The organism is Burkholderia sp. S171 (assembly GCF_009766085.1).
Lineage (GTDB): Bacteria > Pseudomonadota > Gammaproteobacteria > Burkholderiales > Burkholderiaceae > Caballeronia.
On record NZ_LMUF01000010.1, the window covers coordinates 288,394 to 315,015 of the forward strand.

At 59.3% G+C, this 26,622-nt stretch carries 26 protein-coding genes and 1 pseudogene; 12 read left to right on the forward strand and 15 right to left on the reverse strand.

The features are described 5' to 3' along the window. Positions 1-26 precede the first annotated feature (26 nt). Together xylF and xylA are read right to left on the reverse strand one after the other, a co-directional pair. Positions 27-1,055, reverse strand: a complete 1,029-nt coding sequence (gene xylF / locus GSQ93_RS06985) for a D-xylose ABC transporter substrate-binding protein (protein ID WP_158934891.1) — start codon at positions 1,053-1,055, stop codon at positions 27-29. 264 nt (positions 1,056-1,319) lie between these two features. Further along, positions 1,320-2,636, reverse strand: coding sequence for a xylose isomerase (gene xylA, locus GSQ93_RS06990; protein ID WP_158934892.1), 1,317 nt, complete (start codon positions 2,634-2,636; stop codon positions 1,320-1,322). A 247-nt stretch (positions 2,637-2,883) separates the two neighbouring features. Between xylA and GSQ93_RS06995 the strand changes: the two genes are divergently transcribed. Together GSQ93_RS06995 and GSQ93_RS07000 are read left to right on the forward strand one after the other, a co-directional pair. After that, positions 2,884-4,092, forward strand: a complete 1,209-nt coding sequence (locus GSQ93_RS06995) for a DNA-binding transcriptional regulator (RefSeq protein ID WP_158934893.1) — start codon at positions 2,884-2,886, stop codon at positions 4,090-4,092. Between the two features lie 11 nt (positions 4,093-4,103). Beyond that, the gene (locus GSQ93_RS07000) at positions 4,104-5,201 is read left to right on the forward strand and encodes an aldose epimerase family protein (RefSeq protein WP_158934894.1); all 1,098 of its coding nucleotides are present in this window, start codon (positions 4,104-4,106) and stop codon (positions 5,199-5,201) included. A 5-nt stretch (positions 5,202-5,206) separates the two neighbouring features. Here the strand turns inward: GSQ93_RS07000 and GSQ93_RS07005 are convergent, their stop codons facing one another. Continuing rightward, the gene (locus GSQ93_RS07005; RefSeq protein ID WP_254073788.1) at positions 5,207-5,572 is read right to left on the reverse strand and encodes a cupredoxin domain-containing protein; all 366 of its coding nucleotides are present in this window, start codon (positions 5,570-5,572) and stop codon (positions 5,207-5,209) included. Between the two features lie 35 nt (positions 5,573-5,607). Next, on the reverse strand, positions 5,608-6,573 hold the full coding sequence (locus GSQ93_RS07010) for a metallophosphoesterase (protein ID WP_158934896.1): 966 nt from the start codon (positions 6,571-6,573) through the stop codon (positions 5,608-5,610). Between GSQ93_RS07010 and GSQ93_RS07015 the strand changes: the two genes are divergently transcribed. The 5 genes from GSQ93_RS07015 to GSQ93_RS07035 all read left to right on the forward strand — a co-directional run bounded on the left by GSQ93_RS07015 (position 6,572) and on the right by GSQ93_RS07035 (position 9,729). Beyond that, the gene (locus GSQ93_RS07015; RefSeq protein ID WP_158934897.1) at positions 6,572-6,709 is read left to right on the forward strand and encodes a hypothetical protein; all 138 of its coding nucleotides are present in this window, start codon (positions 6,572-6,574) and stop codon (positions 6,707-6,709) included. The two genes, GSQ93_RS07010 and GSQ93_RS07015, sit on opposite strands and share 2 nt — an antisense overlap. A 165-nt stretch (positions 6,710-6,874) precedes the next feature. After that, positions 6,875-7,483: an RNA polymerase sigma factor gene (locus tag GSQ93_RS07020; protein ID WP_158934898.1), complete on the forward strand. Its 609-nt coding sequence runs from the start codon at positions 6,875-6,877 to the stop codon at positions 7,481-7,483. Beyond that, positions 7,473-8,156, forward strand: a complete 684-nt coding sequence (locus GSQ93_RS07025) for an anti-sigma factor (protein WP_158934899.1) — start codon at positions 7,473-7,475, stop codon at positions 8,154-8,156. Before GSQ93_RS07020 ends, GSQ93_RS07025 begins: the two co-directional genes overlap by 11 nt. 660 nt (positions 8,157-8,816) lie before the next feature. Next, complete coding sequence (locus GSQ93_RS07030; protein WP_158935014.1) at positions 8,817-9,167, forward strand: hypothetical protein; 351 nt, start codon at positions 8,817-8,819, stop codon at positions 9,165-9,167. 25 nt (positions 9,168-9,192) lie between these two features. After that, the gene (locus GSQ93_RS07035; RefSeq protein WP_158934900.1) at positions 9,193-9,729 is read left to right on the forward strand and encodes a YMGG-like glycine zipper-containing protein; all 537 of its coding nucleotides are present in this window, start codon (positions 9,193-9,195) and stop codon (positions 9,727-9,729) included. A gap of 72 nt (positions 9,730-9,801) precedes the next feature. Here GSQ93_RS07035 and GSQ93_RS38015 read toward each other — a convergent pair. Continuing rightward, positions 9,802-9,933 (reverse strand): annotated as a pseudogene (locus GSQ93_RS38015) (IclR family transcriptional regulator); the annotation flags it as partial. A gap of 166 nt (positions 9,934-10,099) precedes the next feature. On the opposite strand from GSQ93_RS38015, the gene GSQ93_RS07045 reads away from it, so the two are divergent. Beyond that, a complete protein-coding gene (locus tag GSQ93_RS07045; protein WP_158934901.1) occupies positions 10,100-10,573 on the forward strand; it encodes a hypothetical protein in 474 nt (157 codons plus the stop codon). 215 nt (positions 10,574-10,788) lie between these two features. Here GSQ93_RS07045 and GSQ93_RS07050 read toward each other — a convergent pair whose 3' ends face one another. Then, positions 10,789-12,321: a GGDEF domain-containing protein gene (locus GSQ93_RS07050; protein ID WP_158934902.1), complete on the reverse strand. Its 1,533-nt coding sequence runs from the start codon at positions 12,319-12,321 to the stop codon at positions 10,789-10,791. Between the two features lie 519 nt (positions 12,322-12,840). Beyond that, positions 12,841-12,981 (reverse strand): hypothetical protein, encoded by a 141-nt coding sequence (locus tag GSQ93_RS37590; protein WP_174254585.1) that lies wholly within the window; start codon positions 12,979-12,981, stop codon positions 12,841-12,843. A gap of 765 nt (positions 12,982-13,746) precedes the next feature. Here GSQ93_RS37590 and GSQ93_RS07055 point away from each other — a divergent pair. Beyond that, on the forward strand, positions 13,747-13,971 hold the full coding sequence (locus GSQ93_RS07055) for a hypothetical protein (protein WP_158934903.1): 225 nt from the start codon (positions 13,747-13,749) through the stop codon (positions 13,969-13,971). A 294-nt stretch (positions 13,972-14,265) separates the two neighbouring features. On the opposite strand, the gene GSQ93_RS07060 is transcribed toward GSQ93_RS07055, so the two are convergent. Together GSQ93_RS07060 and pyrE are read right to left on the reverse strand one after the other, a co-directional pair. Continuing rightward, entirely contained in the window at positions 14,266-14,661 is a 396-nt protein-coding gene (locus GSQ93_RS07060) for a VOC family protein (protein ID WP_158934904.1), read from the reverse strand. 101 nt (positions 14,662-14,762) lie between these two features. Continuing rightward, positions 14,763-15,278 carry an orotate phosphoribosyltransferase gene (pyrE, locus tag GSQ93_RS07065; protein ID WP_158934905.1) on the reverse strand — a complete coding sequence of 172 codons (516 nt, stop codon included), beginning with the start codon at positions 15,276-15,278 and terminating at the stop codon, positions 14,763-14,765. A 277-nt stretch (positions 15,279-15,555) separates the two neighbouring features. Here pyrE and GSQ93_RS07070 point away from each other — a divergent pair, with 277 nt between their 5' ends. After that, entirely contained in the window at positions 15,556-16,080 is a 525-nt protein-coding gene (locus GSQ93_RS07070; RefSeq protein WP_158934906.1) for a hypothetical protein, read from the forward strand. A 128-nt stretch (positions 16,081-16,208) separates the two neighbouring features. Here the strand turns inward: GSQ93_RS07070 and GSQ93_RS07075 are convergent, their stop codons facing one another. Then, complete coding sequence (locus GSQ93_RS07075; RefSeq protein ID WP_158934907.1) at positions 16,209-17,837, reverse strand: NAD-dependent malic enzyme; 1,629 nt, start codon at positions 17,835-17,837, stop codon at positions 16,209-16,211. A gap of 121 nt (positions 17,838-17,958) precedes the next feature. Next, complete coding sequence (locus tag GSQ93_RS07080; protein WP_158934908.1) at positions 17,959-19,125, reverse strand: mandelate racemase/muconate lactonizing enzyme family protein; 1,167 nt, start codon at positions 19,123-19,125, stop codon at positions 17,959-17,961. 114 nt (positions 19,126-19,239) lie between these two features. On the opposite strand from GSQ93_RS07080, the gene GSQ93_RS07085 reads away from it, so the two are divergent. Further along, the gene (locus GSQ93_RS07085; protein ID WP_158934909.1) at positions 19,240-20,139 is read left to right on the forward strand and encodes a LysR substrate-binding domain-containing protein; all 900 of its coding nucleotides are present in this window, start codon (positions 19,240-19,242) and stop codon (positions 20,137-20,139) included. A 245-nt stretch (positions 20,140-20,384) separates the two neighbouring features. Beyond that, positions 20,385-21,062 (forward strand): DUF4148 domain-containing protein, encoded by a 678-nt coding sequence (locus GSQ93_RS38650; RefSeq protein ID WP_367889738.1) that lies wholly within the window; start codon positions 20,385-20,387, stop codon positions 21,060-21,062. Positions 21,063-21,228: 166 nt separating this feature from the next. Here the strand turns inward: GSQ93_RS38650 and GSQ93_RS07095 are convergent, their stop codons facing one another. The 4 genes from GSQ93_RS07095 to frc form a co-directional block, all read right to left on the reverse strand. Continuing rightward, entirely contained in the window at positions 21,229-22,473 is a 1,245-nt protein-coding gene (locus GSQ93_RS07095) for a YbfB/YjiJ family MFS transporter (RefSeq protein WP_158934910.1), read from the reverse strand. Between the two features lie 254 nt (positions 22,474-22,727). Further along, positions 22,728-23,447: a hypothetical protein gene (locus GSQ93_RS07100; RefSeq protein WP_158934911.1), complete on the reverse strand. Its 720-nt coding sequence runs from the start codon at positions 23,445-23,447 to the stop codon at positions 22,728-22,730. 13 nt (positions 23,448-23,460) lie between these two features. Beyond that, entirely contained in the window at positions 23,461-24,249 is a 789-nt protein-coding gene (locus GSQ93_RS07105; protein ID WP_158934912.1) for a fumarylacetoacetate hydrolase family protein, read from the reverse strand. A gap of 109 nt (positions 24,250-24,358) precedes the next feature. After that, positions 24,359-25,606 carry a formyl-CoA transferase gene (frc, locus tag GSQ93_RS07110; protein ID WP_158934913.1) on the reverse strand — a complete coding sequence of 416 codons (1,248 nt, stop codon included), beginning with the start codon at positions 25,604-25,606 and terminating at the stop codon, positions 24,359-24,361. Between the last annotated feature and the right edge of the window lie 1,016 nt (positions 25,607-26,622).

The following is a 26,622-nucleotide window of genomic DNA, read 5'->3' on the forward strand; positions in this document are numbered from 1 at the left end:
GCGCCTTGCATGACGCAGCAGGCAGGTTAATTCCCTGCCAACTGGGCCTGCGTATAGAAACCGTCCTTCACCACCGTATCGACATTGCTCTTTGTCAGGAGCGTCGGCTGCAACAACACGGTGTTGACCTGCTTCATGCCGTTGTCGTACTTCGCGTTATAGGCCGGTTGCTGCCCTTTTGCCAGGTCCACCGCCAGTTTGGCCGCTTCGCCCGCAATCAGCTTGAGCGGTTTATAGACCGTCATGGTCTGCGTGCCGTCTACCACCCGCTTGACCGCTGCAAGGTCAGCATCCTGCCCGGAGATAGGCACCTTGCCCGCGAGGTGTTGCGCGGCGAGCGCCTGGATAGCGCCGCCGGCCGTGCCGTCATTGGACGCCACAATAGCGTCGATCTTGTTGTTGTTCGCGGTCAGCGCATCTTCCGTGATGCGCAGCGCAGTCGCCGCACTCCATTCCGGCACCCATTGCTGGCCGACAATCTTGATGTCGCCACGATCAATAGCCGGCTTCAGGATCTTCAACTGCCCTTCACGCAGCATCTTCGCGTTGTTGTCGGTCGGTGCGCCGCCGAGCATGAAGTAGTTACCCTTAGGCTGCGCGTTGAACACGCCCTGCGCCTGCATTTCGCCGACCTTCTCGTTGTCGAAGGAGATATAGGCGTCCACATCGGCATCGAGGATCAATCGGTCATACGACACCACCTTGATGCCCGCCTTCTTCGCTTCGGCCACGACATTGCCGAGGGTTTTCGAATTGAACGGCACGATCACGATGACATCGACACCCCGCGAGATCAGGTTTTCAATCTGCGATATCTGCCGTTCTTCGCTGGCATCGGCGGATTGCACGGACACCTTGGCGCCCAGCTTCGTGGCGGCGGCGACAAAATAATCGCGGTCGCGCGACCAGCGCTCGACGCGCAGGTCGTCAATACAGAAACCAATTTCAGGTTTGTCCTTGCTGGCATGCGCCAACGTAGGAAGCACAGTCAAACCGGCGAACATCGCTCCACAGACTAGCGATCCGAGCACGGCGCGGCGTTTTGCGAACTTCATGTCTCACTCCTTTTTATGGTTGACTAGCCGATGCGTCTCCCTGCGTGGCCGGTCAGGGCAACGCATGTGCGAGAGAAGGGACGTCGGCGGAATCTACTGCTTGCGCCGCGAATCGATGTTCACGGTCGTCGGTTTTAAGGGAAGCGGTCTCTTTAGTTTGTCGTTAGCTTGGGCCTTTATCCGCCTTGGACGCAATTGCGAAATCAGCCGGGCCGCTTAATGATTTTCGATGCGATTTCTTAGCGGGCTCGGTCAGCCCACGCATTACTTGTAAATCGCCCTGTTCACGATATTTTCGAGCTGCTCCTGTTGCCCGCTCACATGCTGAGGGTTAACACGACGTGCAAGCGCATCCATCGCCAGCGACTCCAGAGAGTAACCGCCAGAGAGGATCTTGCGGCCGAATTCCGTGTCCCAACCCGAATAACGCTGCGTCTTGAACGCGGCAAGCTTGTCGTTCTCGACCAGCGTGGCTGCCCTTTCAAGCGCGATGGCGATGACGTCGATTGCGCCTATATGGCCGAAGAACAGGTCCTCGGGCGCCACGCTTTGACGCCGCACTTTTGCATCGAAATTCATGCCGCCGGTGCTGAAGCCGCCATGTCGCAAGATCTCATACAGCGCCAGCGTCAGCTCCTCAACGCTGTTCGGAAACTGGTCTGTGTCCCAGCCGTTCTGCGGATCGCCGCGATTCGCATCGACACTGCCGAAGATACCCAGCGCATAAGCCGTTGCAATCTCGTGGTGGAACGAATGCCCCGCGAGCGTTGCATGATTCGCTTCAATGTTCACGCGGATTTCATTTTGCAAACCGAACTGCGCGAGAAAACCGTGGACCGTCGCCACGTCGTAGTCGTACTGGTGCTTGGTCGGTTCCTGCGGTTTCGGCTCGATCAGCAACGCACCTTTGAAACCCGTCTTGTGCTTATGCTCCACCACCATGTTGAGGAAACGCCCAAGCTGGTCTCGTTCACGCTTGAGGTCTGTGTTCAGCAGCGTGTCATACCCTTCGCGGCCGCCCCACAAGACATAGTTTTCTCCCCCCAGCTTATGCGTAGCCTCGAGCGCCTGGAACACTTGCGTGGCCGCGAACGCAAACACTTCGGGGTTCGGATTGGTCGCAGCTCCGGCTGCGTAACGCGGGTGCGAGAACAGGTTCGCCGTGCCCCACAGCAGCTTGATACCGGTTTCCTCCTGCTTGGCAGCCAGATAGTCCGTGACGCCCTTGAAGTTGTTGACGTAGTGCTTGATGCTGTCGCCCTCGGGCGATACGTCGGTGTCGTGGAAGGTGTAATACGGCGCGCCCAGCTTCGAGAAGAATTCAAACGCCGAGTCGGCTTTCACGTGGGCTCGTTCAATTGCGTCGCCGGGTTGCTGCCACGGCCGGTGAAAGGTGCCCTGCCCGAACATGTCCACGCCCGGCCATACGAACGTATGCCAGTAGCAAACGGCCAGCCGCAAGTGATCCTCCATGCGCTTGCCGAGGACCAGTTTGTCGCGATCATAATGCCGATAGGCAAAAGGATTGTCGGACTCGGGGCCTTCATAACGCACGGCCGGCAAATGTTCGAAATACGACATGGCGTCTCCTTCTTTTTAATGTGATGCCATGCTGCCAGCATCGTTGTGCAACGAGCAATTGCGAAATCCGCCAGTGCTCATGGTGTTTCTTCAGCTAAGTGAAAATCAGGCTGGCGGCGGCTCGGTGCGCGGGCCTAGAATCAGCAAACGCTAAAAAGACTCGCGTTAAAAAACACGGCGCATATTGCGCTGCAACGGAGACGGCGGGCATATCGCGACACCGCGGCATGCTCCTGTCCGGAGTTCAATGACACGACCACAGACCGCTCAGGCTTCTCACCGGATCGCGCTCATGTTCAACGCGAACAAGGTGTATGACCGCGGAGTCATTACCGGCATCGGCAACTATTTGCTGTCCACGCGCGTCGCATGGGATCTCTTCCTCGAAGAGGACTTTCGCTGCCGGCTGAACGGTATCGAACGCTTCGAGGGCGACGGTATCATCGCGGATTTCGACGATCCCGAGGTGGCCGAAGCACTGGGAGATTCGCAACTGCCCGTGGTCGCGGTGGGTTCTTCTTATTCGGACCCGGCATGTTATCCGGCCAGGTTGCCCTATATTGCGACCGACAACGCGAAGCTGATCTCGCTCGCGTACACGCATTTGATCGGTGCGGGTCTGCAGCGTTTTGCGCTTTATAGCCTGCCTGAATCGCCCGAAAACCGCTGGGCGCAAGAACGCGAACTGGCCTTCAAAGCGCTGCTCGCAGCTGATGGGCTGGAGGCCGATATTCATCGCGGACTGCCAACGAGCGCACCCGTCTGGAGCCAGGCAAGCGCGCAACTAACATCTTGGCTCGAGAGCTTGCCGAAGCCCGTCGGGGTGATCGCCGTGACCGATGCCCGTGCGCGGCACCTGCTGCAGGCGTGCCTCATTTCGGGTATTCCCGTACCTGAGCAAGTGGCCATCATTGGCATAGACAACGATCCGCTGACACGCTCGCTAACCCGCATTCCGCTGTCTTCCGTGATCCAGGGAACTGAGGAAATGGGCAGGACAGCTGCCCATCTGCTGCACCAGATGCTGGGGGGCGCGCGCTTTCACGGCAGACGTATCCTCGTGCCGCCGGTGGGCATCAACGTGCTTGAGTCAACGCGGCATCAACCGGTGTCGAGCCCCTATGTGATGCGCGCACGCCACTACATCCGGCAATACGGATGCCAGGGCATCAAGACCGAACAAGTGGCGGATTACGTGGGCGTATCGCGTTCGTCGCTGGAGGATCATTTTCGCCGCGAACTCGGCTGCACCGTGCATCAGGAAATACTGAATCACAAACTTGACGTCGCGAAACAACTGCTCGCGCGTCACGATTTATCAAGCGCCGAAGTCGCCATCCGCTGCGGCTTTACTTCGCTGCAATACATGTACGCCGTGTTCCGTCGCGAGCTGGACTGTACGCCGCGTGAATATCAGGAGCGCCAGCCCGTTGCGCCCTGCGCGCAACCCGGCTGATCCCGCCCCCCATGAATCTCGCCGATATTTTCGCCGATATGCCCACTCCTCTCCGCCCAGGCTCCGCGCGCGTCAGTGTCGAACGCTGGGGTGAGTTGCCCGGCGGCGACGTGGCGCGCCTGTTCACGCTGCGCAATGTGCACGGCATGCGCGTCGCCATCAGCGATCTCGGCGCGACGCTGGTCTCGTGGAATACGGCCGATCGCACGGGACGCGTGGCCGATGTCCTGCTGGGCCACGACACGCCCGCCGAATATTTCGCCGGCCATGCTTATCTCGGCGGTGTGATCGGGCGCTGGGCAAACCGGATCGAGAACGCGCGCTTCGCACTCGACAACGTCGCGTATTCGCTCGACCGCAACGAGGGTGACAACTTGCTGCATGGCGGCACGGCAGGCTTTCATCGCGCGCTATGGGACGCGCAAGAGGTGGACGGCGGGCTGGTCCTCACGCATGAATCGCCGGAGGGCGACGCAGGTTTCCCCGGCAATGTATTGACCACACTACGCTACACGCTCGATGACGACGGCACGCTGACGCTCGCGTATGAAGCCGTATCGGATGCGCCTACGCCGCTCAACCTGACGAACCATGCCTGCTTCAATTTATCCGGCGACGAAACTGCCGATATCCGCGGCCACGTCATCTCCATCGATGCCGACACATTCTTCGAAGTTGACGCCGCGCTGATCCCCGAAGGCCGCGTGCAGGTCGCGGGCCATGCGTTCGATTTCCGTGCAAGCGCTCCGCTCGGCGCGCGGCTCGACTGGCCGCACGATCAGCTCGCGCGTGCAGGCGGCTTCGATCATTGTTATGTCGTAGGTGAAAACGGCGAAACGCTCAAGCCCGTCGTGCGGCTCTACGACCCCGGCAGTGGCCGCGAGTTGACGATGGGAACCAACGCGCCCGGCGTGCAGTTCTATACCGGCAATCATCTCGATGGCATCGTGGGACGGCACGGATGGCGTTACGGCAAACACGCCGGCCTGTGCCTCCAGGCCGGCGCGTTCCCGAACCAGGTCAACATGGCGGACGCGGGCAGCGTGATCGTGAGGCCCGGAGAACCATACCGCCAAGTCACGTGGTATCGGCTGGGTCTACAGCAATAGTCCCTTTATTTCACCACGATCGTGCCCGTCATATGCGGATGGATCGAACAGAAATACTTGTACGTGCCGGGCTTCGCGAACGTCTGTGAAAAGTGCTCCCCGGAATCGAGCGGCGCCGATTTGAATTCGCGCGGCGTTGCATCGTTGACAATGGTATGAGGCATGTCGTCGTGGTTCTCCCATGTCACGGTCGACCCTGCTGCAACAGACAACTGAGCAGGACTAAACGAAAAATTGTCGATCACAACGGTAGCGGCCGGCTTAGCCTCGGCAGCGAACGCGGACGTAGCCGCCAGTGCCGTCGCGAAGCATAGTGCGGCTATTGTTTTAGCGACAGTCTTCGCTATCCATACGCCCTGAAAATCCGGCATTGTCATCATCGTTCTCCGCTTGTTCAAGATGGCGCTCATACGCTAAGCCGCGTGTCGACAATGGCCAGGTCAGCTTTGCCTGGAACATAGTTGACCGTGCGTACGCCCAGCATCTTGCGTAGCGTGTCGGCGGGAACTTTCATCGGACCAGGACCTGCTGCTGTGCCGGGCGCCGGCTGCGGAAATGCGGTGGACAACGCCGAATAGAAGTTGATCTCGCCTTCAACTTTTTGCGCGACCTGGTGCACATGGCCGTTAAGCACCGTGACGGAACCAAAGCGTTTCATCATGGCCAGCGCCTGCGCGCTGTCATCCGTACCCCAGCCCCACTGCGGATACAAAGACCAGAGGGGGATATGCGCGAACACGACTATCGGCGTGCTGCTCGTGCGCGCGTGCAGGTCTTGCTTCAGCCACGCTAGCTGCTCATCGCCGAGAAAACCCAGGCCGCCGCCACGCAGATCAAGCACGTTGGTCAAGCCGATGAAATGCACCCCGCCCTGATCGAAGCTGTACCACTTGGGGTCCGCGGGTTTGGCGAAGCGCTCGAAATAGGAACCGCCGTCGTCGACGAGCACGTCGTGCTCGCCCGGTACGTAGTGCACATCGAGTCCGGCGCTCTGGACGATCTGCGTGGCGGTGTCGAACTCGCCGGGTTTGGACAGGTGGCTGATGTCGCCGGTATGGATGATGAACCTGGGTTTCTCCGAGCTCGTGCGGATCTTGTCGACCGCTTCCTGCAAGGTGCTCGCTGGATCGAGGTTCGGGTCCTTGCTGAAGCCTATGTGACTGTCGCTGATCTGCACGAAGCTGAACGCATGACGGTCGGTTTCTGCAGCCTGTGCGGTGCCGCCTATCAGCTTCGACCCCGGCACGCCGCCGTTCAACGTCCACAGCATGCCTGCACCGGCCCATGCCATGCACGTCAGTGCGGTACGCCGTCTGGCGCCGTGGTCCGTGAGGGGTTCGGGCGGGAGGATTTTTTTGTCGAGGGCGGGCATGAACGGCTCCTGGTGGATGGGTGAGAAAAACGGGTATGCAACAGGTATGGAAGGTACGGATGCATTGCCCGATGCCCATCAAACTCAGAAGCTCACTGCTTTATTCCCGGTGAATTTTTTCGCCAAACACGCATAATCGGGAATAAATCAGACCGCCGAGTGGTAAGTAGAGTTGAGAGCCGGCGTCTTGAGTTGCGGTGTTGCAGGCAGTCCGGCGACCCGCCATGCACGTCCGTGCGTGGCGCACGTTCTGCACGTTCAGCACGTTCCGCGGTAACACCGTTTGCCAGGGAGAGTACCGATGGCGAAGCACTCGCCGAATCGCTTCGATGCGCTGATGCTTCCGCATCTGGACGCGGCGTATAACCTTGCCCGCTGGTTGAGCGGCAGTCCCACGGACGCCGACGACGTCGTGCAGGAAGCCTTCCTGAGAGCCTTTCGTTTCTTCGATGGCTACGAGGGCGACAATCCGCGCGCCTGGCTGCTGGCGATCGTGCGCAACACGTGGTTCACCGAGTGGCGCAGGCAACATAACCGCGCCGATTCCACGCCCTACGACGACTCGCTCAATGTCGACGATCAGCTTCCCGGCTGGGCCGACGAAAGCGGTGAAGATCCGGAGAAGCTGGCGGTGCGTCAAGACGAGACTGAGCTCGTGCATCGGGCGTTGGCTACGTTGCCGGTTGAATATCGTGAGGTGATCGTGTTGCGTGAACTTGAAGACATGAGCTACAAGGACGTAGCGGCCGTGGCGGGGATACCCATGGGGACGGTCATGTCACGGCTTTCGCGCGCGCGCCGCCTGTTGTGCGCGGCTGTACGGGCGGCCCAGGGCGGGCCGGAACAGCAGGCGATCCGCCTGGTCAAAACACCACCCGCCGGTCCGGAGGAGTCCAAGCGTGGAAACTAAATCCAACTCATCGCTCGCTGAGAAACTGCGCGACGGTTCGCTTTACGAACGCGCTCCGGAATCCTTGCGCGTGCAGGTGCAAGCCCGGTTGAAAGCAGAAACAGCCAGGAAAAGTCCGTCGCCTCGGAGCTGGTCGTGGCGCATGGCAGGGCTGCCATTCATCGGCGGAGGAATTGCGGGAATCGGCTTGTGCTCGCTGGTCTTCATGACGCTGCTCTGGACTCAACCGCCGCCCCGCGGCGGTGATCTGCAGCAGGAGATCGTCTCAAGCCATGTACGGGCGCTGATCTCGGCGCGCACGATGGATGTGCTGTCGAGCGACCAGCATACGGTCAAGCCCTGGTTCAACGGGCGCATTGACTATGCGCCGCCTGTGGTCGATCCGAAGGCTCAAGGCTTTCCGCTGGTTGGCGGACGGCTCGATTATGTAGACCATCGTCCTGTTGCCGTCATGATCTACCAGTATCTGAAGCATCCGATCGACTTGTATGTCTTCCCTGAAGATCATGGCAAAAACGCGCATTCGTCCACGCCTCTTGTCACGCAATCCGACGATGGCTATTCGCTGGTCGAGTGGCATCAGGACGGCATGGTGTATTGGGCAATCAGCGATGCATCGCCTGTCTACATCAAGCGGTTCGCCGAAGCGATCAAGGCGGGAACGCGGCAATAGGCGGGACCGCGTGGCTTGACACCGGTGGTCAGCGGTTCACTTGTTCGCGGGCCGCTGCGATGGTTAGCGTCATGGCGCCACCCGAACCGCTCCTGCGCACCCGCTTTGTATTCGGCCTCGCCGCTTCGTTGGTTGCGCTCCGACCCTAGCCACCGCCCCTCACGGCGATCGGTTCTGCTGCATCAACATCTCCTCCTCCATCCACGTTCGCTCGGGCGACCGCGCGATCAAACATCCACACATGCCGGCCCTTGTGTCTGCAGACGAATAGGCGTCTCATGTAAAAACCGTTTCGCGTGCGGAATTATCGGACGAGGTGATCGTTTTCATTTGTAGGAGCCATGCCACAGGAACGCTTAGGGCAGATGTCTTCACCCCACTTACGGTCACCCGATATGTCGCCGATTTTCCGAATAGTTGTCGTCAAACATATTACTTAATGCTGTCTATATTCTTGCAAACAAGTGCGATAACTGCAGTCTTGTAACGATCGGAAAAATGGCGCGTAACGTCTGTAATGGCACTTCGTGGTCAACTGAATTAGCGTTCAGTTGTGCTCCTTTAATGCAGCGGACTCGCGAGACGGTCCGGAATCTGCTTGCGGTAAGAAAGCCGGGGAGCGTGTCGTCAAACCAGGTTGGGAGAAATGTCGTGAAACGCCTGAATTCTTGCTTGCCGCTGGCAGCGGTGGCAGTCGCCGCAGCCTGTATTTGCGGACCGGCGAATGCTGCACGTGTTTTCGTGGGTGTGGGGGTGGGAGTACCTTATTACTATCCGGTCGCGCCCGTTCCTTACTACTACCCTTACGCGCCGGTCGTAGCTGTACCGGCGCCACCGGTCGACTATGTCGAACAGGGACCAGCGCAGGACCCGGGGCCATCAGCCGATGCCTCCGGACAGCAGCGCGGTTCCTGGTACTACTGCGAGGCATCGAAAGCGTATTACCCGTATGTGAAGGAATGCCCGGCGGGCTGGCGTCCCGTGGCGCCCCAGCCAGGCAACTCTCAGTAATCCTTGAACGGAAGATCAAAGCGTCATGAAGTATCCAAGACTTGTATTACTCGTTTCGATGGGGGTTTCGCTGGGCATTCTTGGCGGGTGCGCCGTGGTGCCCCAGGGACCGAGCGTGATGGCCCTTCCTGGTACTGGCAAGACGTTTGACCAGTTCCGCGCGGATGACGGTTCTTGTCGTCAGTTTGCGTATGGACAGGTGGGGGGCGACCAGGCTAATCAGTCCACGACCAATAGCGCCGTGGGCAGTGCGGTGGTCGGTACCGCGATAGGCGCCGCGGCAGGAGCGGCGTTCGGCGGTGGTTCGGGCGCAGCAATCGGCGCCGGCGCCGGTCTGCTGGGCGGCAGCCTGTTTGGTGCGTCCAACGCGCAAGGTTCGGCGTACGACGTGCAGCGACGCTATGACTACGCGTATCTGCAGTGCATGTATGCGAACGGCAACCGCGTGCCAATGCGCGGGCGAATGATGAGCGCACCGGCACCGCAAGGCGTTTATTCGACGCAACCGCCGCCTCCGCCCCCGCCGCCCGGGATGCCGCCGCCTCCGCCGCCGGGGTATTGAAGAAGGCGCACTTTCGCAGGTTTCGTTCGCACCCGGCCAACGGGTTCTGTTGGAGCAGTGCGAACGAAAAATCTATCCCTGCGTACGGATCGAATTGCTGATTCCGCGCGCGCAATCAATTAACGCCGGTGCCAGGCGCTGCTCCGCTTCGGCGAGCGTCCAGCGACTTGTGGGCGCAACAACATGTACGGACCCCACCGGCCGCCGGCCGCCGTTCGCCGTCAACCACGGCCGCTGCCGTTGCCGTTGCCGAAAAAAAACCTCCGGGAACCGAAGAAGCGTAAATTCATTGGATAGGTTCCGGCCTGTTGCGTGGATCATGCGACGGGTCAAACGTCGAAGTCGGACACGGTGTACAGGAGGAGCAGCCATGAACACAAAACAAAGTAAAAAGGGACATCTCGAAGCCGCAGCGTCGCATCACGAGCAGGCCGCGCGATTTCATCGCGAGGCGTCACACCATTTCGGAGCAGGCAAGGACTACGACCACGCCGCCCATCAAGCGGTCATGGCACATGGTTATGCGCTTCACGCCATAGACGAAGCCAACAACGTCGTCAAACACAACGCGGGCGCGTCGACCGTATTACCACCGCCAACAGGGTCCGCTGAACACAGCACCACCGCAGCGCAGCATCACGCGGCAGCCGCGGAACTGCATGGACAAGCAGCGCAGCATTTGCGCCACGCAGCCAAGCTCTTCGACGATGACCGTAGCGCCGTCGCTCACGACACCCAGGTAGCGTTTTCCCTTGCCGTGCGCGCGCTCGCTCATTGCAACGAGGCGGCCAGACAGCATGTCACGTCAACGCGTGATAAAACCCCGGTCACCGGCGCGGCCTGAGAGCGTGCGTTTGAAAGGATGTTGCCGCGAGCAAGTAAGGGATGGCAACCAAGGCACAGCAACGTAAGGACACCATCACCGCCCTGGCCTCTTCGATCGGAACCCGCTGATCGAATGCCGGGGCGTGTCCTCGTCACTATCAGCCTATGCTCACGCATCAGTAAAAGTCACGCCGATGCACGCCTTGCATCAAGCCGCGGGCTTTGAAATCCGGCCTAGGACGTAACGGCCGCTCCGCCGAATGGCTCGGCCATGCTGGTTTGATTTCTGCCTGACGCCTTCGCGCGATACACGGCCTGGTCTGCCACCTTGATCAGCGCGAGCGCGTCGGTTACCTCCTCGGTGTCGGTACACGCCACGCCGATGCTTACCGTGATAACCCCATGCTCGCTGCCGTTGTGTTCGATAGCCAGTCCGCGCACAGCCGCGTGGATAGCGGCTGCCACCGTAGCTGCAGCCGCACCGTCCGTCTCCGGCAGCACGACGACAAACTCCTCGCCTCCAAAGCGCGCCGCGATATCGCCTGGCCGCTGGCTGTTACGCGCGATCGCCTGCGCCACGGCGGTCAACGCATCGTCACCCGCCTGATGACCGTACGTGTCGTTGTAGCGTTTAAACCGGTCGATATCCACGAACAGGAGCGCCAACGGTTTGCCTGATCGTTTCGAGCGGTGCCATTCGAGCATAAGGCGATCGTCCAGGCTGCGCCGGTTGCTCAGGCCCGTCAGCCCGTCGATACGCGTCATGTCGCGCAACTGTTGTTCGACTTCCAGCCTGTGCCGGAATTCCACGGAGAGCAGCTGCGCGGCAAACAACATACCGACAATCAACAGCGCGGTGACAATGCCGATGTACCACGCCCGGCTCGTCCAGTCTGCAAACACGTAACGGGTCGCAGGCGCAATGATCACGATCATTTTCAGCTTGTCGAACCTGCGAAAATTGTACAGCCGCTCCACTCCGTCGCGTCCCGAGGTGTCGATGAACGACGTCTCATGGGTTTGCCTGAACCGCTCGAAGTTTTTTCTTCCGCTGAAGTTCTCGTCGACCGGGCTCCCATCATTCGGATAACGTAGGATCACATGGCCGTCATCCTGCAAGAGGGTAATGGCACCCCCGGGACCAAGCTGGACGCCCGACAGCAGGTTCTGGAAGTAGTCGAGCCGGAAGGCCGCCACGACCACGCCGGCGAACGAGCCATCAGGATGGTTCACGCGCCGGCTGAACATGAGATCGACTTCGCCGGGATTGAGGCGCGACTGCAGGGGACGGCTGACGAACAGCCCCAGTGCCGGATTGTCGCGATGAACGGTGAACCAGGTGCGATCGGCCAGATCCACGCTGCGTGGAACCACGCTGGTGGAATCGACAATGATCTTTCCCCTCGAATCAAGGCACAGCAACGAGCCTATGTACTGGCTAGCGGTGGCGGATCTGTCGAAGAGGAGTTCCCGCCTCAGGCGGTCCGGCAGCCGCATGACATCTGCGTCTTGCGCGCCGTCCACGGCCGCCTGGATAGAGAGGTCCGTGAGTTGGGAGGTGTAGGTGATGTCATGTTCAATGACGCGCGCCAGGTTGTCCGCATTCTCGATAGCCCGGGCGGTGGCGTCCTGACGCGCTTCCACGAGAACAGCGAGGGCGAACCCGAGTACGATCACCGAGAAAGCGATGCTGCCTAGACCTATTGCATTCGGATGGCGCGCTAATGCCGCTCTTAGCCGAAAGAAAATAGTCGGTTTTTTTAACATTCGAAGGCTTCCAACGCTAAGGCGCTACTAAGTCGCTATTGTCTGGCGCTTATCGGACCCGAGCCGACCCGCGCCTGTTTGCACTTCGCTGATCGACTTTCCCGCTTGTGGAAACTGGTTTTTCCCTAAAGCCGCAATTACCCATGCAATCAGTCAATGCTTTGCATGCACGTCCCACCTTTCGATCTGCCTGGTTGTTCCCATTTATTGGTGCACACCCCGGCACCTATTCATCATGCAATTATTCTATGCGTTCCAAGCCGGCCTGCGATGATCTTTCTTTCTCTTGCACGCGCTTACCCGTCAAGGCTGTTCTTGCAATGCAACCGCGTCACGATACCCGTCGCGCTGTGAAATGCCGGATGCGAAAAAGCCGTTCCGGCGAAATGCGGAACGGCTTTTTCAAATGCTGCTTAATCGCGATGCCCAAGATCTTGACGATCTCTCGGTTGATGTCGCGGATTTAACCGGCTATCGATGCCAAGCCCGCACATCGATCAGCCGGAAAGCTCCCCGTAATCAATGGCAGCGATTTTCCCAATGATGATGCACCTTCACTTTGTGGCACTCGCGATGGTGATGATACGGCGCAGCGTAGGCCGGGGCGATAGCGCAAAACGTCGTTGCAGCGAGAGCAAGGGTGATGGCAATTTTCTTCATGGTGTTTTCCATAGGGGTGAGGCAGTAAAAAAGTGAATTGGCTTCACAGAGCGAATTGTTCGTGCACAGGCGGTACAGACGCCGACATCGGCGGACGTTCAACAACACGCCTTAACCCCGACATTCACGGTTGACGATGTCATTGATCATGTGTTCCAGGAACTTCCCGCCAGTCGATGGTTGCCCGCCTATTCCCCTTGTTAACGGCTCGAAAACGAATTGGATAACAAACTTTTCGCAATTTTTTGTGCCAAAAACGCTGGGGTTTACGCGAAGCAAGCGTGAATCAAGATCCGGAACTTAAGATCGGTTCAGCTTGGTCAATGCTTTCGTCGAATACAGGTTCCATGTTGGAGTTTTGTAATCTATCCGGGCTATCCGGACGCCATGTGCCGTTCATCGATCACGCTGCACGCCAGGTTTCGGCATGCAGTCTGGCCACATTATGCAAGGCTTGTTCCTGCTACTTTCGATGGCCTCTTGTCATGCCGTGTAACGCATGTAAGCGGTCTTGCAACGCATTCGCCGCAAGCGCGGCATACACTCGATATGCGTCTTCTCCCAGGACGCGGTTGTGAGTGATGCAAGTGACTGCAGCTTGGCCCGCCCTCATGGGTGGGCCGTTTTTTTCTCTACGTTTTGATCTCGCTTTGATCACGTTCACGAGTTGGATCAGCGGCCGCACTTTTCGGCAAGCTTTCTAGTTCTATCCGACCGGAACGTGCGACTGAAAACCATGAGCTGATCAATACAACCGAGTCCCACATGAACCGTTTCTTGTTTGCTCCGGGCGTCGTCTGTCTGTTGTTCGTTTCTTCTGCTTACGCACAGTCCAGTCAGGACACCGCCAACTCGGTCATCGCACAAAACTTCCAGTACATCAACCATCCGCCCGCACCGCCCGTTCAGGCCAGCGCCCCGGCCGCGACCGGACGAGGCCACGGGCATCGGCACCAGCAGGCCTCGACGGATACCGACCAAACTCAATAGCCATACTGGCACTTGCTTGCCGTTCTGACGACGGCGGCGAGAAGGACACTAGCTGTTTGATTGGCGTACGAAAGATTCCCCTCGCGCGAAACAAATAATTTTGTCATGCTAATGATTATTTATATTTGGGTGCAACGCGGATTCTCGTACTGCAGTGGCAGCGTAAAACCCTCATCGCCAAGAGCCTCGAACAAGCCATCACCATCGACGATCTCTCCCGCGCATACAACTGTGTTTGCGGGAGACTCAGACGCTTAGTAAAGGCTTGAGCGGAGACTTAAAACAAAGCGGCCATCAGCCGTCAAGGTGACAAACCGCTTCAACGCGATTGCCCGCCGGATCATAGAGGAAGGCGGCGTAATAACCTGGGTGGTAGTCGGATCGTAAGCCTGGGAGGCCGTCCGAACTTCCCCCGGCGACTTGGCCAGCCGCGTGGAACGCGTCGACCTGCGCACGGGAGGCGGCCTTGAAACACCAGTGCCGTTTGTTGTCGCCTATCAGGCCCTGATCCAGGTACACCGCTAAATAGGTCGACCCAGCATCCTGCGGTGTGCACCGTTCGCCGTATCCAAGCGCGTGAGGCAAGTCATACACCTTCGCTGCCCCGAGCGCGCTCATGATCGCGTCGTAAAAATGCCGGGCTACGTCGAGATCGGGAACACCGATAGAAACGTGATCGAGAAGCTGCATGCTCGGGCGCTCAAGGATGGAGACTCAGGGTGGCGTGCTCAGGGTGCCAAGCGCATACAGAATCGGCACAAAATCTACACGAAATCAGCGCAAAGCAAGCCTTACTGCCCGGCTTCTATCTGCGAGAAAGTATAGAGGGATTTCAATTCAATCCCGATTCCCGCCAGCATTTCCTTTCCGCCGCTTTCACGGTCGATCACGCACAGCGTCAGCGAGACGGGCACGCCGTCGGCGCGCAGTTTAGTCACCGCGTCGGAGATCGCGCCGCCGCTCGACACAATGTCCTCGACCAGCACAAGCTTGCGTCCGGCCAGATCGGCGCCTTCTGCGTACTTGCACGTGCCGTACTCTTTCGCTTCCTTGCGGATATACGCAGCCGGCAAGCCGGTCACCTGGCTGAGCATGGTCACGATCGGAATGCCGCCCATCTCGAGACCGCCCAATATTTCAGTGCCTGGGGGGATCAGGGGCACCATCGCTTCCGCAATCGCTTTTAGCAAGACGGGATCGGACTCGAAGCGATATTTGTCGAAGTAGGTGTTGCTGCGCGTGCCTGAACGCAGCAGGAACTCGCCGGTCAACTTGGACACTTCGCGGATTCGCCGGGCAATGGTCATGAATGGTTTCCTCTTACTTTTACCGGGTAACAATTGTTTCGCGGTCGCAAATCTACGCGAAAACTGGCTTTCGAGGAAGCAATTATCCCAAGCCCGGCTTTTTTCCACACGGCGCAATGAGAAAGCCCGCCTGAATTTCCGGGCGCGCAAGACCGCGATAAAACACGGGCCGCATGCCCGCTCAGCCCGCAGGGATACCGCCCCTGCACGCGCCAGGCAGCGATAGACTCGGCCCCGCACCCGTTCCTATCCTGTCAGCATAGTCAATGAACTGCCCATGATCACCCTGCAAAAATCCATCGAAACCTATATTCGGGCGAAGGACGGCAATCGGCCGTTTTTGATCTCCGAGGCATTTACCGCCGATGCCGAACTGACGATGCAAGTGAATACCTCGGAAATCTCATTCCCGGCCACGGTCAAAGGCGCGAAAGATATTTCGACTGTTCTGGTGAGCGAGTTTGCCCAGCGCTATGAGAACGTCTACACGTTCTGCATTGGCGCCCCGCCCGCAGAGGGTCTGGCGTTTAGCTGCGACTGGCTTGTCTGTATGTCTGAGAAAAGCACCGGTCTGGCGCGTGCCGGTTTCGGCCGATACGGCTGGCTGGCGGCCGAGCATTCCGGACAGGTCCGCCAACTTCGTATCACGATAGAAGAGATGACGACGTTGCCGCAGGACACAGTCGAGCCGATCTTGCGATGGGCCGACGCCCTACCGTACCCGTGGTGCCCTCGTGAACGGCTTGGCGAGAACGCGCCGGAGATACCAGCGATCGACCGGATCCGGGCCGCGCTCGCCTAGCGTATCAGCGCCCTGAAGGCAGAGCAAAACCGCTTGGGCCGGAATTTCCGGCCCAAGCGTGCCGAGAGCGTTCAAGTTGTTCCAACCTCGGCACAATCCGGCTTGAGCAAATCGAACGCACGACCCGCTCAGAGCGCGTATGCCGGCTTATAGGCGCATCCGCGGATCAGCGCGGTGATGTCGTCCGGCCTTGGCACGCGCGCCAGTTGATTATCGAAAATACACTCGGCCACGCGCACGGCCACGTGGAGCGAGGCCTCGAAAATCTTGCTCTGCGGCGGATAGATCAGGCCGGTTGCAAGACTGGCTTCGGAGACCTGCTCGGCCACTGCTTTCGCCGCGACAATAAACATTTCGTCCGTGACGCGAGTCGCCTGGGTGGCGAACACGGCCATGCCCAGCGCGGGGAAAATATAGACGTTGTTCCCTTGCCCGGGCACGAACGTGCGCCCTTCTATTTCCACCGGCGGGAACGGACTGCCGCTCGCGAAAATCGCGCGGCCGGAGGACCACCGGTACGCTTCCTCGGCCGTGCACTCGGAGCGCGAGGTCGGGTTGGAATACGGGAAGATGATCGGGCGCTCGTTGATCTCCGCCATGGCCTCGATCACCTGCTGGTTGAACAGCTTCGGCACGGTACTGACACCAATGATGCCCGTCGGTTTCAGTGCCTTCACTGCGTCAGCAAACGTGTTCACGGGGGCATGATCCACGGCGAAAGGCTTCTGGAAGTCGGCCAGGTCCTGACGCGATTTCACCATCAACCCGTTCACGTCGAAGAGCGCATTGCGCGCCCGTGCTTCGTCGATACTCAAGCCTTCCAGCACCATCGCCTGGCTGATCAACTCGGCAATGCCGGTCCCGGCGGAGCCGCCGCCCAAAAACAGGAACCGCTGGTCGACGAGCTTTTGCTTCGAGATGTGAAGCGCGGCGAAAATACCCGCCAGCGCGACGGCGGCCGTGCCCTGGATGTCGTCGTTATAGGTGCAGATCTTGTCCTTGTATCGCGCCAGCAGCGGCACGGCATTGAAGTTGGCGAAGTCTTCCCACTGGATGCAGCATTTCGGATGCAGCTCCAGCGCGGCTTCGACAAACTCGTTCACGAATGCATGGTATTCGTCGCCCCGAACACGCTCCTGACGCAGGCCGAGATACAGAGGATCGTCGAGCAGGTCGCGGTTATTCGTGCCCACGTCCAGCGTCACCGGCAAGCAGTATTGGGGTGGCACACCTGCGCAGGCCGTGTAGAGCGAGAGCTTGCCAATAGGAATGCCCATCCCGCCGACACCCAGGTCGCCTAGTCCGAGAATGCGTTCGCCATCCGTCACCACGATGAAGCGAACGTCCTCTTCCGGCCAGTTTTGCAGCAGCTCTTTCACCCTTCCCCGTGCCGATATGGGCACATACATGCCCCGCGTTGCACGGAAGATATGGTTGAATTTCTGGCATGCCTCGCCGACTGTCGGTGTATAGACGAGCGGCATGAACGTCGCCGGATCGGACATGATCGTGGCGTAGAACAAGGTCTCGTTGCGGGCCTGAAGATCGGACAACAGAAGATATTTTTGCAAGTCGTTGTCGAGATTGGCCAGTTCCGTGTGCGTACGCGCGACCTGCAATTCCAATGAACTGCTGCCCGGCGGCAGCAACCCTTCAAGATGGTATTGACGCCGTTCGGCTTCGGTAAAGGCAGAGCCTTTGTTAAGACGGGGATCGCGAAGGAGATCGCGGCCGGTCAGCTCGCTAGTTTTTTGCATTGCAATATTCCTGTCAGCCGGCGCTTAGGGACTGCACCGAATAGCGTATGAATACATCGGGCGACGCCACGCCAAAGGCTAGAAAATAGCTAAGGCATGTGACGGTGAAGAGAAGAAACCCTTACGACGACAAAGCCTGCATGTGGACATACAAATCGCTCTTGCCTTCAAAGCCGATGCCGGGAAGATCCGGCAAGCTCACATAGCCGTTATGCACTTTCACGCCGTCCGGAAAGCCGCCAAATGGCTGGAACAGATCCGGATAAGACTCGTTGCCGCCCAGGCCGAGACCCGCTGCAATGTTCAACGACATCTGGTGGCCGCCGTGAGGAATGCAGCGTGAACGGGACCAGCCGTGCTGGTGCAACATGTCGAGCGTGCGCAAATATTCGACCAGCCCATAGCTCAGCGCACAGTCGAATTGCAGATAGTCGCGGTCGGCCCGCATGCCGCCATAGCGGATCAGGTTACGCGCATCCTGCATCGAGAACAAATTCTCACCGGTCGCCATTGGCTTGTCGTAGTAATTTCTCAGCGTGGCCTGCAGTTCGAAATCGAGGGGGTCGCCCGCCTCTTCATACCAGAACAGGTCGTATTGCGAGAGCGCCTTTGCATATTGAATGGCTGTGTCCAGGTCGAAGCGGCCGTTTGCATCCACGGCAAGCTTTTGACCATCCTGCAGCACGGACAGCACCGCGTCTATCCGGTGCAGGTCGTCGTCAAGGGAACCGCCGCCTATCTTTTTCTTGACCACCGTATAACCGCGGTCAATATAGCTGCGCATCTCGTCTTTCAGCTTGCCGAAATCCTGGCCCGGATAGTAATAACCTCCCGCTGCATAGACAAACACGTCCCGATCCGGCGTGCCGTTGCCATAACGTTCTGCCAGCAACTGGAACAGAGGCTTGCCTTCGATCTTCGCGACCGCATCCCAAACCGCCATGTCGATCGTGCCGATGGCAACCGAGCGCTCGCCGTGGCCGCCGGGCTTTTCGTTCGTGAACATCGTGTCCCAGATCTTGTGCGGGTCGAGGTTGTTGCCCGACGTGTCGAGCAACGAATCTGGCTCGGCTTCCAGCACGCGCGGGATAAAACGTTCGCGCATCAGCTTGCCTTGGCCGTAACGCCCGTTCGAATTGAAGCCGTAGCCTACGACGGGCTTGCCGTCGCGAATGACGTCGGTGATGACGGCAACGAGACTCAGGGTCATCTTGCTGAAGTCGATATACGCATTCCGAATGGATGAACTGATCGGAATGGTTTGCTCGCGGATTTCGACGATTTTCATGTGACTGTCTCCTGTGTGCCGAGGAATACGTGGGAACGCATAAGCTGATAACGAAGCTTACGCGCGCGCAGCCGCGTTACACTTCAACGGTACACATATGATTATTCAGTTTAAATGAAGAATGACGTCACCTCCGATCTCGAGTTTTTTGTCCAACTGGCGCGCCTTGGCAGCTTGTCGGCGGCTGCGCGTGCGCTCGATCTGACGCCACCCGCAGCCACCCGGCGGCTCGCGCTGATGGAACAGCGGCTGGGCGTCAGGCTCGTCAACCGCACCACGCGCAGCGCGAGCCTTACTGACGAGGGCGACACGTATCTGCGGCACGCTACGCGTATTCTTGCCGCCGTCAGTGAAATGGAAGATGCAGTCTCGCGCAGCCGCGAAGCACCCCGCGGCATATTGCGCGTGAATGCCTCTCTCGGTTTCGGCCGCACGACCATCTCGCCGCTCGTCTCCGCGTTCGTGCAGCGCTATCCGCAGGTCGAGGTTCAACTGGATGTGACGGATCGACCGGTGGATATTGTCGAGCAGGGTTTCGATCTCGCTATCCGTTTCGGCGCGTTACCCGATACGCGGCTCAACGCGCGCCGCATCATGTCGAACCGGCGCTTCCTGTGCGCATCGCCTGCGTATCTGCAGCGGCATGGCAACCCCACGGCGCTTGCCGATCTCGCTCGCCACCGGACTATCCTTCACCGGCAAAACGACGACGCTTACGGGGTCTGGCGTTTCACGCGCGAAGGCGAGACGGTGTCGGTCAAGGTGCACGGCGGCCTCTCGAGTAACGACGGCGACATCGTGCTTGGATGGGCGCTCGATGGACATGGTATCTCGATCCGCTCAGAATGGGACCTCGCGAAGTACCTGGAAAGCGGCCGGCTGAAAGTCGTGCTGCCGGAATTCCTGCTGCCGCCCGCGGACTTGTTTGTCTACTATCCAAGCCGCCGCAATCAACCCGCGCGTATGCGTGCGTTTATCGACTTCCTGGTCGAGCACTTTCGCACGTCCCAGTAACCTCGCTTGGTGATAACGACTACTTCGTCACGACAACTGCTCGCATTGCGTATTTATAGTAGCCCGAAGGATTGCAACCGGCCGGGCCGGCATGCGATGCCATCCGCCGCTCCGTCGAAAGTGCCCGCCCCGACATTCTCGTCACCAACGAAATGCCGTTCGGCCCGTGGCTCGCGGAGCATGCAAGCTTCGATGCGGACGCTGCGCAACGTAGCATCGCGCTGCATGAGCAAGCACTTGATGCGTTGAGCAAGCTCGGCGCGGCAGCGGTGATTTCGTCGCGTCCGGTTGCGTTCGACGGCCGTCTCGCCAACGAGGCGTTCGTGCTGGAATCGAATGCGTACGCACGGTCCATCACAAGAAGGACGATTTGTTACCGAAATAGGGCCAACACGTATGCACCACCCTTGGGACACGCGCCCGTTGTTGCCGAAACGGCAAATATCTTTCGCCGAAACTATCGTTTAAAACCGGCAATAGGCGGCCTAGACTTGTTTTCATCAGAAGCGCATGCAGACACGGGCACTCAGTCTCACCGTCTTCCGAAATCGAAAACAAACTCTGGAGGTTTCATCATGACCAAGTCAGCCAAGTTACCCAAGCTATTTCTCCCTGCCCTGCTTATAACCTCTGCGCTTGCAGCTCCTTCATTCGCATTCGCTCAGGACAACAACGCACCCGTGACGCGTGCGGAAGTTCGCGCGCAGTTGACCCAGTTAGAAAAGGCCGGCTACAGTCCGGCGACGAACGACAACTACTATCCGCAAGCGCTGCAGGAAGCGCAGCAACGCGTTGATGCATCGAACGGGGTTGAATCACAAGCGTATGGTCCTTCGACCAGCGGTACATCAGCTTCAGGCTTACACGTTCCCGTCACGCCGGCTTCCGGCGACGATCAGCACTCAATCTACTTTGGTCACTAAGACTTGATCGATCGTGCCGCGGCTTGATCGCTTAGCCTAGGGATTCAAAAAATCGCTCATTACCTTGTGGGTTCTGAGCGATTTTTCATGCGCGGTAGACAACTAAGCTCTGCTCAGTACTAATCAAGTCCGGGCCTCCGATCAACGGAAAGCCCGCATACCGCACTCAAACGCGCAATGGCTTCTGCAACATCGCGAGAACAGCGCCTGCGGCAAGGAGGATCGATGAATACATGAGCCCGCGAGCGAGACCGGCACCATCCGAGATCCAGCCAATGACCACTGGCCCAACAATCTGCCCCACAGCGAACACGATCGTAAATGCACCGATTCCGCGAGTCCATTGCGTGGCTGGAAGATTGTGCCGGACAAATGCCGTGGTCGATGCCACCGCCGATAAAAACGTCGCGCCGAATAACGCGCCCGATACGAATGCCACCGCCGGTTGCGTGAACAGTGCGGGCATCACGGTAGCAAACGCAAGAACCGCGTTGAACACCGCCAGCGCCTGCCCGCCGCTCATGCGGTTGAGTAACCCCGACCAGAGCCGGGCCGAGACAATGGTCGCCAGACCGAGCAGCACATAGAACGCGGTCACTACTGTTGCGCTCATGCCGGCTGCGCGAAGCAGTGCGATAAGAAAGGTCATGTAGCCGATATAACCCACGCCGAACAGCGCGTAAGCGGCCAGCATGAAACCGAAATGGCGCCAGGGCAAAGGGGCTGGGCGCACTGGCGAAGCAGCGTGTGCAGCAAGAACCGCCGGCGCTGGTTCGCTGTGCTCGATCCTGCGAGCGGCGGCAATTGCTGCGATGGACGCCAACGCGCAAGCCGCGGCCAACGCGAACCAGGCCCATTGCCAGCCATGCAGACCGCTAAACGTGGTTATGGGCACCAGCAATGCCGCGACGACTATCCCGCTGCCCGCACCGCCGTAAAAGAGCCCGAGGACCAAGCCTGCATCGCGTGGATGGGCCGATGCGAGACGCGCTGCCAGCACCCCGCCGCCGACGAAAATCAACGCACTGCTGATACCGGTGACGACCCGTTGCGCGAGCAATGCATGGGTATCGGAAACCAGGCCGCCGAGGGTCATCAACGCCGCCGTCAAGACACATCCCGCGATGAAACACAGACCCACAGGCCATCGACGCGATGCAAACGGAAATGCAAGCGCGCCCAGCAGGTAACCCAGCGCATTGGCGGTGTTCATCGCGCCGGCTTGCGCGAAGCTCCAGCCGAGATCGGCCTTCATAGCGGGCAGCAGAAGTGCGTAGGAGAAGCGCGTGAGGCCAAGCGCGATCGCGCTCCCGAATGACAAACCCGCGGCCAGCACAAGCGTGTGCCGGCGAGTGCGCGATGCATGAACAGGCGCTGCCTGTGCCGCGGTTCTGCTTGTTTCGTCGATCATCGGCTATGGCGGCTTGTGGACTGAGGGCTAAAGAAACTCGGAGGATATGAACGTTACCGGGCTCGGCCACGGCATCTGCCGACGAGTCGCTATGGTAACGCGCCTTCATCGTAGCGGCACGCTCGTGCCCTTCGCTCCCTGCTCAACGCCTTGATGCCGAGTCCTCCCTTCGGCGCAACAAAACTTCGGCTTCAAAACGCAAATAGCGCGCCGAAGCACGCTATTTCGATACCCCGCAGCATAGACTCGCGGCCCTACTTCTCGATGCGCACACCCGACGGCCTGACACTCGTACACGTCGCCACGCATCCGAGTACGAGCGCCACACCGGTCACCACCAGCGCGCCGTTTGACAGCCCGACGCCGGCCGCGACAACCGAACATGCGGCATAGCCGTTCAACGCAGCGATAAAAACCGGATACGCGCGATCGGCCATCGCCATTGCAAGGTAAGCGCCGATCAACGCGACCATCGCCCCGATGATCACCACCGCCACCGCGCCGCCTTCGAACCCAGCGGTATAGGCAATGACCGTGCACAACGCGGCGCAGGCGAAGTGCATCGCGCTAGTTAGTTTTGCATTCGATACCCGGAAGCGCACGCGGCCCAACACGAACGCAAACGCAATCGCCGCGATGCCGCCGAGCGCTGTCAATTCAAGCGACGAACCCGGGTCAAAGCCGAGCACACGATCTGCTGATGCCGACGCAAGCGCGGCCAGCGCCAGCGCACTTTGCATCGATGCGGGCGTGGTCCGGCCTAGTCGTGGCGTCAGCATCGCGAACGCCGCGATGGCGAGCGCGACGAGCATCGAGTCGAAGCCCGTCGCCATGCCGTAAGCCACGATCACCGCCGCCCCCACGCCGGTTGCATCGCGCAATGCCTGCCGCCGCGTGGGCGAGACTGCGCCCGGCGCCTTCAGGCTCTGCATCGATGCCATTACCGCGAACGCACATAACGCACCGTCGAGCATTGATGTCTCCGCATCAGAGCAAGCGATTGACCAGGGTCCCGATACCTTCGATCGAGACACACACCTCGGCGCCATCCTTGATCGAACCGATACCGAGCGACGTGCCGCAGGCGATGACATCGCCGGGTTCGAGCGTCATGTCGTGCGAGATCAGGCTGACCTGTTCGGCGGGCGTGAAGATCATGTCGTCGATCGGATAGTTCTGCCGCTCGACGCCATCGAGCGTGGTGATCACGCGCGCCGCACGCCAGTCGAATCCGGTTGCGATCGTGGGTCCGATGCACCCGAATGTATCGAATCCCTTCGCCCGGCACCATTGCGGAAAGTTCGGATCCTCTTGAAGAAGTTCGCCGGCGGTGACGTCGTTGACGCACGTGTAGCCGAAGATCGCGGCCTCGGCTTCTTCCGCCGATACCGACGAGCAGCGCCGTCCGATCACGATGCCCAGCTCGCCTTCGTAAGCGATCTTGCCGTCGTAGCTGACGGGCCGGCGTATGGCATCACGTGTGCCGATCACCGTCCGTGCAGGCTTGATCAGGAACAACGGATGTTTAGGCGGCGCTTTATCGAGCTTCTTCGATAGCGCGTAGAAATTGTTCCAGAGCGCGACGATCTTGCCCGGCTGGCAGGGTGCCAGCAGCGTGAGCGCTTCTATGTCCAACTCCTCGCCGCTTGGCTCTGTGCTAACGATGTCGATGTCGAAGGGAGAACCCTCGTACTGCGTCACGCGCCTGCCGTCTTCCGACAGCGTGCCGAAGCCCACCGCGCCATCGGCGCGGGAAAAACGTATCCAGTTAGCCACGTTGAAAGCCCTGAAGAAGTGGTGCTGCCGTTTAAGAACGGCGGCCGTAACCCGCAGCGATGCCCGCCTGCAAGTAGCAACGCGAGCGCGACCTTAGTGCGCCCGTTATCTAGATCGCCCCGAGGCTTCGCAACGTCGCGACCTGATCGGGCGAGTACCCGAGTTCCGCCATCACTTCGTCGGTATGCTCGCCCAGGAGAGGTGAACGCACGACGTCCGTGGGGCTATCGGAGAGCTTGATCGGGTTGCCTACGGTGAGGTATTTGCCACGCACCGGATGGTCCACTTCGACAATCGTGCCGGTCTTGCGCAGCGACGGGTCTTCGGCTATTTCCTTCATCGAGAGGATCGGGCCGCACGGAATGTCGTGCTGGTTCAGGATCTCCATGGCTTCGAACTTGGTCTTGGTCATCGTCCACTGTTCGATCTCGGCGAAGATGCCCTTGAGGTGCGGAAGCCGCGCGGCGGGCGTACGGAAGTCGGGATGATCGATCCATTCTTCCTTGCCGATCACCTTGCAGATCTCACCCCAGACCGGCGCTTGCGTGATGAAGTAGATGTACGCGTTCGGATCAGTTTCCCAGCCTTTGCACTTCAGGATCCAGCCCGGCTGCCCGCCGCCCGATGCGTTGCCGGCGCGCGGCACGGCCTCGCCGAACGTGCCGTTCGGGTACTGCGGGTATTCCTTCATCGTGCCGGTGCGTTCAAGCCGTTGCTGATCGCGCAGCTTCACGCGGCACAGGTTGAGCACGCCGTCCTGCATGGCGGCGAGCACCTTCTGGCCGCGGCCGGTGGCGTTGCGTTGGTAGAGCGCGGTGACAATGCCGAGCGCGAGATGCAGGCCCGTGCCTGAGTCACCGATTTGCGCGCCGCTGACGACCGGCGGGCCGTCGTCGAAACCTGTGGTCGATGCTGCGCCGCCCACGCACTGTGCGACGTTCTCGTAGACCTTGCAGTCTTCGTACGGGCCGGGGCCGAAGCCTTTCACCGATGCCACGATCATCCTCGGGTTCAGCTCCTGGATGTGTTCCCATGTGAAGCCCATGCGGTCGAGTGCGCCGGGGGCGAAATTCTCGACCAGCACGTCGCAAGTCTTCACGAGCGACTCGAGGACCTTCTTGCCGTCCGGGTTTTTCGTATCGATGGTGATCGAACGTTTGTTGTGGTTCAGCATGGTGAAGTAAAGACTGTCGGCGTCGGGGATATCGCGCAGTTGGTCACGCGTGACGTCGCCTGCGCCGGCGCGCTCGACCTTGATGACATCGGCGCCGAACCATGCAAGTAATTGCGTGCAGGTCGGGCCCGATTGAACGTGCGTGAAATCGAGGATACGCACCCCGTCGAGGGCTTTGCTCATGCCTGTCTCCTAACCTTTAGTAGGTTTTATATCGTGGTACTTGTGGTGCGCTTTGGTCGTGGCGGGTTTTTAGTGTTGCGGATTCGTTCTGTTTCGTATTGCTCCGGTCATGGTGGGCTGGTTTGCTCCGCTTCTGTGCTTCTGCCCTCATGGCACCGGGTGAAGTGCTGTCACTGTGATATACAATATTCTATACACAGTATTAGTCAAGGGTTTTTGCGTGGTACGCGGGGAGTTGTGCGGTGCGGTAAGGCGGAGATGGTCGCGCAGTGGCGAATGTTGGGCGGGTTTTGCTGCAGTGCGCGAGATGATGGATTCATAGTCGGGGTGGGGTCTATCCCGGGGTGCTGGGTTCTAAGGTTAGTGGTCGGGGTCAGTGCCGGGTTGGTGCTTTCGGCCTTAGCGGTCTGCGTGAGTCGGATTTTCTCTTTATCACTTTTAGCCACTGTGCGTGGCGGCACGTCATTTCTTTGTCCAAAGCGACAAAGAAACGAAGCAAAGAAAACGCTTTTAAAACACGCTACCCTAAGTGTCCACAGCGTGCAGTTCCCATTCATGGGTGCCCCAAAAGCACGGTGCTCGCCAGAGCCACGGATGTTTGAACCCCTCCTTCCCGCGAATCCTGACATAGACACGCTTTGCCACCAGTGCTCTCGGGCAAGCACCCTTGCCAAGGAACCCGAACAGCCCCACGCACGTTTGCGGCGACTTTCTTAATGGGTTAAAGGAGCGTTCCGCACTATCGTTTTCCTGAACGATAGCCAAGGACAAATTTGCCGCTTTTTACAGTTTCTATTCTTAGTAATTCGTTGTACAAACAAATTTGCAGGGAGGTTATCCGCGGATAGCGCGGGGTGAACCATGGGCAGGTTCAGTCACTGGTGGCGAAGCGAGTCAGAACCCGTGTTCGGAGAAGGAGGGTTTCACACATCCGAAGCTCTGGCGAGCACCGTGCTTTTGGGGCACCTATGAATGGGAACTGCACGCTGTGGACACTTAGGGTAGTGCGGTTAAAA

What these genes read in the sequence shown, in the direction of transcription:
- xylF (WP_158934891.1), bottom strand. Translation starts at nt 1,055, where the DNA reads ATGAAGTTCGCAAAACGCCGCGCCGTGCTCGGATCGCTAGTCTGTGGA.
- xylA (WP_158934892.1), bottom strand. Translation starts at nt 2,636, where the DNA reads ATGTCGTATTTCGAACATTTGCCGGCCGTGCGTTATGAAGGCCCCGAG.
- GSQ93_RS06995 (WP_158934893.1), top strand. Translation starts at nt 2,884, where the DNA reads ATGACACGACCACAGACCGCTCAGGCTTCTCACCGGATCGCGCTCATG.
- GSQ93_RS07000 (WP_158934894.1), top strand. Translation starts at nt 4,104, where the DNA reads ATGAATCTCGCCGATATTTTCGCCGATATGCCCACTCCTCTCCGCCCA.
- GSQ93_RS07005 (WP_254073788.1), bottom strand. Translation starts at nt 5,572, where the DNA reads ATGCCGGATTTTCAGGGCGTATGGATAGCGAAGACTGTCGCTAAAACA.
- GSQ93_RS07015 (WP_158934897.1), top strand. Translation starts at nt 6,572, where the DNA reads ATGAACGGCTCCTGGTGGATGGGTGAGAAAAACGGGTATGCAACAGGT.
- GSQ93_RS07010 (WP_158934896.1), bottom strand. Translation starts at nt 6,573, where the DNA reads ATGCCCGCCCTCGACAAAAAAATCCTCCCGCCCGAACCCCTCACGGAC.
- GSQ93_RS07020 (WP_158934898.1), top strand. Translation starts at nt 6,875, where the DNA reads ATGGCGAAGCACTCGCCGAATCGCTTCGATGCGCTGATGCTTCCGCAT.
- GSQ93_RS07035 (WP_158934900.1), top strand. Translation starts at nt 9,193, where the DNA reads ATGAAGTATCCAAGACTTGTATTACTCGTTTCGATGGGGGTTTCGCTG.
- GSQ93_RS07045 (WP_158934901.1), top strand. Translation starts at nt 10,100, where the DNA reads ATGAACACAAAACAAAGTAAAAAGGGACATCTCGAAGCCGCAGCGTCG.
- GSQ93_RS07050 (WP_158934902.1), bottom strand. Translation starts at nt 12,321, where the DNA reads ATGTTAAAAAAACCGACTATTTTCTTTCGGCTAAGAGCGGCATTAGCG.
- GSQ93_RS37590 (WP_174254585.1), bottom strand. Translation starts at nt 12,981, where the DNA reads ATGAAGAAAATTGCCATCACCCTTGCTCTCGCTGCAACGACGTTTTGC.
- GSQ93_RS07055 (WP_158934903.1), top strand. Translation starts at nt 13,747, where the DNA reads ATGAACCGTTTCTTGTTTGCTCCGGGCGTCGTCTGTCTGTTGTTCGTT.
- GSQ93_RS07060 (WP_158934904.1), bottom strand. Translation starts at nt 14,661, where the DNA reads ATGCAGCTTCTCGATCACGTTTCTATCGGTGTTCCCGATCTCGACGTA.
- pyrE (WP_158934905.1), bottom strand. Translation starts at nt 15,278, where the DNA reads ATGACCATTGCCCGGCGAATCCGCGAAGTGTCCAAGTTGACCGGCGAG.
- GSQ93_RS07070 (WP_158934906.1), top strand. Translation starts at nt 15,556, where the DNA reads ATGATCACCCTGCAAAAATCCATCGAAACCTATATTCGGGCGAAGGAC.
- GSQ93_RS07075 (WP_158934907.1), bottom strand. Translation starts at nt 17,837, where the DNA reads ATGCAAAAAACTAGCGAGCTGACCGGCCGCGATCTCCTTCGCGATCCC.
- GSQ93_RS07080 (WP_158934908.1), bottom strand. Translation starts at nt 19,125, where the DNA reads ATGAAAATCGTCGAAATCCGCGAGCAAACCATTCCGATCAGTTCATCC.
- GSQ93_RS07085 (WP_158934909.1), top strand. Translation starts at nt 19,240, where the DNA reads ATGAAGAATGACGTCACCTCCGATCTCGAGTTTTTTGTCCAACTGGCG.
- GSQ93_RS07095 (WP_158934910.1), bottom strand. Translation starts at nt 22,473, where the DNA reads ATGATCGACGAAACAAGCAGAACCGCGGCACAGGCAGCGCCTGTTCAT.
- GSQ93_RS07100 (WP_158934911.1), bottom strand. Translation starts at nt 23,447, where the DNA reads ATGCTCGACGGTGCGTTATGTGCGTTCGCGGTAATGGCATCGATGCAG.
- frc (WP_158934913.1), bottom strand. Translation starts at nt 25,606, where the DNA reads ATGAGCAAAGCCCTCGACGGGGTGCGTATCCTCGATTTCACGCACGTT.